The 8,447-nt window shown below is 70.8% G+C and carries 6 protein-coding genes; 4 read left to right on the forward strand and 2 right to left on the reverse strand.

The window, feature by feature from the left end:
* Positions 1-52: 52 nt before the first annotated feature.
* Positions 53-1,726, reverse strand: a complete 1,674-nt coding sequence (locus tag ACWGH1_RS34880; RefSeq protein WP_453356812.1) for a protein kinase domain-containing protein — start codon at positions 1,724-1,726, stop codon at positions 53-55.
* A 227-nt stretch (positions 1,727-1,953) separates the two neighbouring features.
* On the opposite strand from ACWGH1_RS34880, the gene ACWGH1_RS34885 reads away from it, so the two are divergent.
* Entirely contained in the window at positions 1,954-3,570 is a 1,617-nt protein-coding gene (locus ACWGH1_RS34885; RefSeq protein WP_453409348.1) for a protein kinase domain-containing protein, read from the forward strand.
* Positions 3,571-3,774: 204 nt separating this feature from the next.
* Here the strand turns inward: ACWGH1_RS34885 and ACWGH1_RS34890 are convergent, their stop codons facing one another.
* On the reverse strand, positions 3,775-4,437 hold the full coding sequence (locus ACWGH1_RS34890) for a response regulator (protein WP_453356676.1): 663 nt from the start codon (positions 4,435-4,437) through the stop codon (positions 3,775-3,777).
* A 325-nt stretch (positions 4,438-4,762) separates the two neighbouring features.
* Between ACWGH1_RS34890 and pdhA the strand changes: the two genes are divergently transcribed.
* The 3 genes from pdhA to ACWGH1_RS34905 are packed head-to-tail and all read left to right on the forward strand — an operon-like array spanning position 4,763 to position 8,404.
* A complete protein-coding gene (pdhA, locus tag ACWGH1_RS34895; RefSeq protein ID WP_453356675.1) occupies positions 4,763-5,962 on the forward strand; it encodes a pyruvate dehydrogenase (acetyl-transferring) E1 component subunit alpha in 1,200 nt (399 codons plus the stop codon).
* Positions 5,963-5,967: 5 nt separating this feature from the next.
* On the forward strand, positions 5,968-6,948 hold the full coding sequence (locus ACWGH1_RS34900; RefSeq protein ID WP_453356674.1) for an alpha-ketoacid dehydrogenase subunit beta: 981 nt from the start codon (positions 5,968-5,970) through the stop codon (positions 6,946-6,948).
* Positions 6,949-6,979: 31 nt separating this feature from the next.
* Positions 6,980-8,404 carry a dihydrolipoamide acetyltransferase family protein gene (locus tag ACWGH1_RS34905; RefSeq protein ID WP_453409349.1) on the forward strand — a complete coding sequence of 475 codons (1,425 nt, stop codon included), beginning with the start codon at positions 6,980-6,982 and terminating at the stop codon, positions 8,402-8,404.
* Positions 8,405-8,447: the final 43 nt, after the last annotated feature.

The raw sequence follows: 8,447 nt of genomic DNA on the forward strand, positions 1-8,447 counted from the left end.
GGCATAAGCGACCGGCGCGGTGGCCCGCGCCGGCGCGGGCCACCGCACCCGCCTACTGCGGGTCGCCGGTGGACACGGTCAGCGTGTACTCCTGGTCCTTCGTCACCCCGGTCCCGGCGGGCGGGAATTGCGCCAGCACGGTGTCCTGCCCGAAGACCGCCTCGTCCTTGTTCTCGATCTTGTACTTGCCGCCCGCGGCCTGGATGCAGCTCTTGACCGAGAGCAGGTTCTTGTACGTGAAGTCGGGGGCCGACACCTTGGAGGCGTCCTTCCAGTCCTTTGACGGGTTCTTGCACTTCTCCGCGTCGATCGTGCGCGAGGTGTCCGGCCCCTTGTGCCCCGCCTTCGCGGCGGAGCCCGACGCCGATGCGGAGGCCGACGCGGAGGCGTCCCCGCCGCCCTTCGCCTCGTTCTTGTCGTCGCCGCCGTTGAGCACCGCGATCAGGCCGCCGATGGCCAGCAGCGCCACCACGATCGCGCCGACGATCACCGGGGTGTTCGACTTCGGCGCCGCCACCTGCGAGCCGCCGCCGCCCGGGTTCGGCGAGATGGTGAACGGCGGCGGCGTCTGCGGGGCGTACTGGTGCTGGGCGTGCTGCGGGACCGGCTGCTGGGCGTGCTGCTGCGGCGGGTACGCGTACCCGCCCTGCGCCGGGGCGTGCGGCGCGTACGGGGACGGCGGCGTCTGCGGAGCCTGGTACGGCTGCTGCACCGACTGCGGCGGCGTCCGGAAGGCGGAGTCCACCGGCGGGAACACGGCCGAACTCACCCCGGCGCCGCTGCCGCCCGCCGCGCCCGGGACGATGACCGGCGCACCCGTGTGACCCGCCGACAGGACCCGCGCGATCTCGTCCCCCATGGCCGCGGCCGTCGGGAAACGCTCGTTCGGGTTCTTCTTCAGGGCCCGCGCCACCAGCGCGTCCATCGCCGGGATCAGGGCACGGTTGACGGAGGACGGGGCGACCGGCTCCTCCTGCACGTGCGCGTACGCGATGGCCAGCGGCGAGTCCGCGTCGAACGGCAGCCGTCCGGTCAGCAGCTGGAACAGCATGATGCCGACCGAGTACAGGTCGGAGCGGGCGTCCACCGCGCGGCCCAGCGCCTGCTCGGGCGACAGGTACTGCGGGGTGCCCACGACCATGCCGGTCTGCGTCATCGAGGTGACCCCGGACTGCATGGCCCGCGCAATGCCGAAGTCCATGACCTTGACCACGCCGCGCTTGGTCATCATCACGTTGCCGGGCTTGATGTCGCGGTGGACCAGGCCCATCTCGTGGCTGGTCTCCAGCGCGGCAAGCACGTCGGCCGTCACCCTCAGCGCCCGCTCGGCGGGCATCGCGCCGTACTGCGCGACGTCGGCCTGGAGCGCGGAGCCGAGCGGCTGCCCCTCCACGTACTCCATCACGATGTACGGCATCGGGGCGCCGTCGTCCGCGACGGAGCCGCCGAACGTCACCGCACCCTCGCCCGTATCGAATACCGAGACGATGTTGGTGTGCGACAGTTTGGCAACAGCCTGCGCCTCGCGGCGGAACCGCTCGCGGAAGGACGCCTCACGGCCCAGTTCGCTGTGCAGGGTCTTGATGGCGACCTGTCGGTCGAGCGCCGAGTCGTAAGCGAGATAGACGGACGCCATGCCGCCCTCGCCCAGCAAGTCCCGTAGCTGGTAACGGCCACCGGCCAGGGAACCGCCTGCGTACCGGCCCCGTGTGCCGTCCTGGCTCATGACTGTTGCTTCCCCTCGGGCTGTGTCCGAACGCGTCTGGCAGAGCGCATGTCGCGCCCAGTCTGCCGGAGGGCAAGCACCAGTCAAGCCAGGTGCCCGTTCCGTGACCGGGGGGCCACGCGGTGCCATTGCCCGAACGGCGACCGGTTCCGAGGCTGTAGCGTTCATCGGAGCACCCGAAGAGGACCCGCAGAAGTTACGGACGAGAGAGACGACGGCGAGGACTGATGGCACCCGAACCCGACGGAACCGGCGCCGGGATGGCCGAGGATCCTGAGCATTGGGGCGCAGGCGGCCTGGTGGGCGACGGCCGCTACCGCCTCACCCACCGCCTTGGACGAGGCGGCATGGCGGAGGTGTTCGCCGCCGAGGACGTCCGGCTGGGCCGCACCGTCGCCGTCAAGCTGCTGCGCGCGGACCTCGCCGAGGACCCGGTCTCCAAGGCCCGCTTCACCCGTGAGGCACAGTCGGTCGCCGGGCTCAACCACCACGCCGTCGTCGCGGTCTACGACTCGGGCGAGGACCGGGTCGGCCCGAACGTCGTCCCGTACATCGTCATGGAGCTGGTCGAGGGCCGCACGATCCGCGAGCTCCTGATCAGCGCCGAGGCGCCGGGGCCCGAGCAGGCGCTGATCATCGTCTCGGGCGTGCTGGAAGCGCTCGCGTACTCCCACCAGCACGGCATCGTGCACCGCGACATCAAGCCCGCGAACGTCATCATCACCAACACCGGCGCGGTGAAGGTGATGGACTTCGGCATCGCCCGCGCCCTGCACGGCGCCCAGTCGACGATGACCCAGACCGGCATGGTCATGGGCACGCCGCAGTACCTGTCGCCCGAACAGGCCCTCGGCAAGGCCGTGGACCACCGCTCCGACCTGTACGCGACGGGCTGCCTGCTGTACGAACTCCTCGCACTGCGGCCCCCCTTCACCGGTGAGACGCCGCTTTCGGTCGTCTACCAGCACGTCCAGGACGCACCGGTGCCGCCCTCGCAGCTGCCCGACGGCCACCACATCCCCCAGGAGCTCGACGGCCTGGTCATGCGCTCCCTGGCGAAGGATCCGGACGACCGGTTCCAGAGCGCCGAGGAGATGCGCGGGCTGGTCCAGTACGCGCTCCAGATGCTCCAGGAGCAGGGGCCCAACTCCGGTACCTGGAACACCGGTCCGGTCACCATGGCGCTGCCGCAGGGCCAGCCGGGCGCGGGCACCCCGACGACACAGATGCACGGGCCCGGCGGACCGCGCCCGCCGTACGGCCAGAACGCCACGACCTCGCAGTTCCAGCGGCCGATGGTGCCTCCCCTGAACCCGAACGACGGCTCGGCCTTCCCGGGCGGCGGCGGCAACGGCGGCGGCCACGGGGGCTACAGCAACGGCGGCTACAACAACGGCGGCGGCTACGACGGTTACGACGACCGCCGGGGCGGCGGCCGTTGGAAGATGTGGGTGTTCGCGGTGCTCGCGGTCCTCGCGATCGCCGGCGGCATCGCGTACGCGGTCAAGACGGTGGGCGGCGCCGGCGGCGGCAACAAGCCGAGCACCACCACCAGCAGTTCCCCGAACGCCTCGCAGAGCTCCTCCTCCTCCTCGGAGACCACCCCCTCCGCGCAGCCGTCGGATTCCTCCGATTCGGAGGAGCAGACCTACAAGCCGACGCCGGGCCGCACCAAGTACACGCCGAGCACCACCCCGACGCCGTCGACGGAGCCGACGGTCTCGGAGAAGCCGACGGTCTCGGAGAAGCCGACGGTCTCGGAGAAGCCGACCCCCTCGGAGAAGCCGACGAAGTCGCCCGGGGGCGGCTCCACCGGCGTGCCGGACAACGCAGGAGCCGAATAGGAACGCTTACGCGAACGGGCCCGGCGGAATCCCTTCCGCCGGGCCCGCCCGTTTCCACCCGCCCGTTTCCACCACCCGGTTCGCCCCGTCCCGCCTCGTGCGCCGGTCGCACACTGCTCGCGCCGCGCTCGGGCGCCGTTCGCGCCGCGGCCGTCCGCCCTCGCGCGCCGCTCGCACGCCGGTGGAACGCCGACGGCTCCGCGCTCAGACGCGGTTCTCCGCCTGGAGGCGCGCCACGTACGCGGCAGCCTGTGAGCGCCGCTCCATGCCCAGCTTCGACAGCAGGCTGGAGACGTAGTTCTTGATGGTCTTCTCGGCCAGGTGCAGCCGCTCGCCGATGACCCGGTTCGTCAGGCCCTCGCCGATCAGGTCGAGGATCTTGCGCTCCTGCTCGGTGAGGTGCGACAGCCGGTCGTCGCCCCTGCCCTTCTTTCCGTCGCGCAGCCGCTCCAGCACCCGGGCGGTGGCCACCGGGTCCAGCAGCGACTTGCCCGCCGCGACGTCCCGTACCGCGCTGAGCAGCTCGTTTCCGCGGATGGCCTTCAGCACGTATCCCGAGGCGCCGGCCATGATCGCGTCGAACAAGGCCTCGTCGTCCGCGAACGAGGTCAGCATCAGGCACTTGATGTCCTCGTCCTGCGAGCGCACCTCCCGGCACACCTCGACCCCGCTGCCGTCCGGAAGCCGTACGTCCAGGACCGCGACATCGGGGCGGGTCGCCGGGATCCGCACCAGCGCGTCGGCCGCCGAACCCGCCTCGCCCACGATTTCGATGTCGTCTTCCACGGACAGCAGCTCATGCACTCCCCGGCGTACCACTTCGTGGTCGTCCAGGAGGAATACCTTGATTTTTCCGTTTTCGGGCACGGAGTCAGTTTCACACACTCACCCCTTCCCTGGCGCTGTTACCCGGGATAACGTGCCGTTGTTCCGGCCCCCTGCAAGGCTGTGACCAGTGGTTGTTCCCGCAACCGCCGATTTACTTGGATATCCAAGCAAAATCGCAGGTCAAACGGGGTTTCGCAGTTATGCGAGGCACTGGGTAACGTGCATTGCGCAGGGCACTCGCCGGGGCACCTGTCACGCCTGAATCCCGTACCTTCCTCGCACCCACCCCGTGCGCGGGTACGCATACAGGTGAGCCGCACTGGACCCCGGAGAACCCGGGTGCCGGACCGACGGAGGAGCACACGTGACCGTGGAGAGCACTGCCGCGCGCAAGCCGCGACGCAGCAGCGGCACCAAGCGGACGGCCGGCGCCGATAGCGCCCGCAAGACCGCCGCTGCCACCGCACAGCCGCACGACGCCGAGCCTCAGCTCGTACAGCTGCTGACGCCCGAGGGAGAACGGGTCGAGAGCGCCGACAGCGCGCGGTTCGCCCCTTACGTCGCCGACATCACCACCGAGGACCTGCGCGGGCTCTACCGCGACATGGTCCTGACCCGCCGTTTCGACGGCGAGGCGACCGCCCTGCAGCGTCAGGGCGAGCTGGGCCTGTGGGCCTCGCTCCTCGGTCAGGAAGCGGCGCAGATCGGCTCCGGCCGGGCGCTGCGCGACGACGACTACGTCTTCCCCACCTACCGTGAGCACGGTGTGGCCTGGTGCCGCGGGGTCGACCCGACCAATCTGCTCGGCATGTTCCGCGGCGTGAACCACGGCGGCTGGGACCCGAACACGAACAATTTCCACCTCTACACGATCGTCATCGGCTCCCAGACGCTGCACGCGACCGGGTACGCGATGGGCGTGGCGAAGGACGGTGCGGACTCCGCGGTCATCGCCTATTTCGGTGATGGTGCGTCCAGTCAGGGTGACGTGGCCGAGGCATTCACCTTCTCGGCGGTGTACAACTCCCCCGTCGTGTTCTTCTGCCAGAACAACCAGTGGGCGATCTCCGAGCCCACCGAGCGCCAAATGCGCGTGCCGCTTTACCAGCGCGCCCAGGGCTTCGGCTTCCCGGGCGTCCGCGTCGACGGCAACGACGTGCTGGCCTGTCTGGCGGTCACCCGCTGGGCGCTGGAGCGGGCGCGCAACGGCGAGGGTCCGACCCTGGTCGAGGCGTTCACGTACCGCATGGGTGCGCACACCACCTCCGACGACCCGACGAAGTACCGGCGCGACGAGGAGACGGCGGCCTGGGAGGCCAAGGACCCGATCCTGCGCCTGAAGGCCCACCTGCTGGCGACGGGCGGCGCCGACGAGGCGTTCTTCGCCCAGCTGGAGGAGGAGAGCGAGACGCTGGGCAAGCGGGTGCGCGAGGTCGTGCGCGCCATGCCCGACCCGGACACCATGGCGATCTTCGAGAACGTCTACGCGGACGGGCACGCGCTCGTCGACGAGGAGCGCGCCCAGTTCGCCGCGTACCTCGCGTCCTTCGAAGGCGGGGAGTGACCACCATGGCCGTACAGAAGCTGACCATCGCGAAGGCGCTCAACGACTCGCTGCGCAAGGCCCTGGAGACCGACCCCAAGGTCCTGATCATGGGCGAGGACGTCGGCAAGCTCGGCGGCGTCTTCCGCATCACCGACGGCCTCCAGAAGGACTTCGGCGAGGAGCGGGTCATCGACACCCCGCTGGCCGAGTCCGGCATCGTCGGCACGGCGATCGGCCTGGCCCTGCGCGGGTACCGGCCGGTCGTGGAGATCCAGTTCGACGGGTTCGTCTTCCCCGCCTACGACCAGATCGTCACGCAGCTCGCGAAGATGCACGCGCGCTCGCTCGGCAAGATCAAGATGCCGGTCGTCATCCGCATCCCGTACGCGGGCGGCATCGGCGCGGTCGAACACCACAGCGAGTCCCCGGAGACGCTGTTCGCGCACGTCCCGGGCTTGAAGGTGGTCTCGCCGTCGAACGCGAGCGACGCCTACTGGATGCTCCAGCAGGCGATCCTCAGCGACGACCCGGTGATCTTCTTCGAGCCGAAGCGGCGCTACTGGGACAAGGGCGAGGTCGATGTCGACGCGATCCCGGACGCCCTGCACGCCGCCCGCGTGGCGCGTTCCGGCACGGACCTCACGCTGGCCGCCTACGGCCCGATGGTGAAGGTGTGCCTGGAGGCGGCGGCCGCGGCGGCCGAGGAGGGCAAGTCGGTGGAGGTCGTCGACCTGCGGTCGATGTCCCCGATCGACTTCGACGGACTGCAGGCCTCGGTGGAACGCACCCGCCGGCTGGTCATCGTCCACGAGGCGCCCGTGTTCCTGGGCGTGGGTTCGGAGATCGCCGCCCGCATCACGGAGCGGTGCTTCTACCACCTGGAGGCGCCGGTGCTGCGGGTGGGCGGGTTCCACGCGCCGTACCCGCCGGCCCGCCTGGAGGACGAGTATCTGCCGGGCCTGGACAGGGTGCTCGACGCCGTCGACCGCTCGCTGGCGTACTGAGGAGAGCCCTGTGACGATCCGCGAATTCAAGATGCCCGACGTGGGCGAGGGCCTCACCGAGGCCGAAATCCTCAAGTGGTACGTCCAGCCGGGTGACACGGTCACCGACGGGCAGGTCGTCTGCGAGGTTGAGACGGCGAAGGCGGCCGTGGAGCTGCCGATCCCCTTCGACGGCACCGTGCACGCGCTCCTCTTCGAGGAGGGCACCACGGTCGACGTCGGCCAGGTGATCATCTCGGTACGGACCGAGGGCGCGGCCGCCGAGGCACCGGCGCAGGAGGTGGCCGCCCCGGCAGAGGCCCCGGCCGCCGCCGAGCAGCCGGCCGCCGAGGCGCGCCAGCCCGTCCTGGTCGGCTACGGCGTGTCCACGGCCTCCACCAAGCGCCGGCCGCGCAAGGCCGTGGCGGGAGCGGGCGCGGTGACCGCCCCGGCCGCTCCGGCCGCTCCCGCGGTTCCCACGCAGAACGGGACCGCCGCGCTGAACGGCAACGGCAACGGCAACGGCACCGCGCTCGGCACCGCCGAGCGGCCCCTGGCCAAGCCGCCTGTCCGCAAGCTCGCCAAGGACCTCGGCATCGACCTGGCCTCGGTGGTCCCCACCGGCGAGGGCGGCGTCGTGACCCGCGAGGACGTGCACGCCGCCGCGGCGGCCGCCGCCGCCCCGCAGGCAGCCCCGGCCGCCGCCCCGGTCCGGGCCCCGGCCGCCGCGGAGGCACCCGCCACGGCAGCCGCGACCGCCCCGGTCGAGGCGACGGCGCGCGAGACCCGTGTCCCGGTCAAGGGCGTCCGCAAGGTCACCGCCCAGGCGATGGTCAACTCCGCCTTCACGGCCCCGCACGTCACCGAGTTCATCACCCTCGACGTGACGCGCACGATGAAGCTGGTCCAGGAGCTCAAGGAGGACCCGGACCTCGCCGGTCTGCGGATCAACCCGCTGCTCCTCGTCGCCAAGGCCGTCCTGGTGGCCATCCGCCGCAACCCGGACGTCAACGCGTCCTGGGACGAGGCGGCCCAGGAGATCGTGCTCAAGCACTACGTCAACCTCGGCATCGCAGCGGCCACCCCGCGCGGCCTGATCGTCCCGAACATCAAGGACGCCCACGCCAAGACGCTGCCGGAGCTCTCCGAGGCCCTGTCGTCGCTGGTCGCCACCGCCCGCGACGGCAAGACCTCCCCGGCCGACATGCAGAACGGCACCATCACCATCACCAACGTCGGCGTCTTCGGCGTCGACACCGGTACGCCCATCCTGAACCCCGGCGAGTCCGCGATCCTCGCGGTCGGCGCGATCAAGCTCCAGCCGTGGGTCCACAAGGGCAAGGTCAAGCCGCGCCAGGTCACCACCCTGGCGCTGTCCTTCGACCACCGGCTGATCGACGGCGAGCTCGGATCCCGCTTCCTGGCCGACATCGCGGCGGTCCTGGAACACCCCCGCCGCCTCATCACCTGGTCGTAACAGGACGAACGCGGCGCCGGTGGCCGGACTCCCCCACGGGGAG

The sequence above is a fragment of the Streptomyces sp. NPDC054883 genome (genome assembly GCF_053610645.1).

What these genes read in the sequence shown, in the direction of transcription:
- ACWGH1_RS34905 (WP_453409349.1), top strand. Translation starts at nt 6,980, where the DNA reads ATGCCCGACGTGGGCGAGGGCCTCACCGAGGCCGAAATCCTCAAGTGG.
- ACWGH1_RS34880 (WP_453356812.1), bottom strand. Translation starts at nt 1,726, where the DNA reads ATGAGCCAGGACGGCACACGGGGCCGGTACGCAGGCGGTTCCCTGGCC.
- ACWGH1_RS34900 (WP_453356674.1), top strand. Translation starts at nt 5,968, where the DNA reads ATGGCCGTACAGAAGCTGACCATCGCGAAGGCGCTCAACGACTCGCTG.
- ACWGH1_RS34885 (WP_453409348.1), top strand. Translation starts at nt 1,954, where the DNA reads ATGGCACCCGAACCCGACGGAACCGGCGCCGGGATGGCCGAGGATCCT.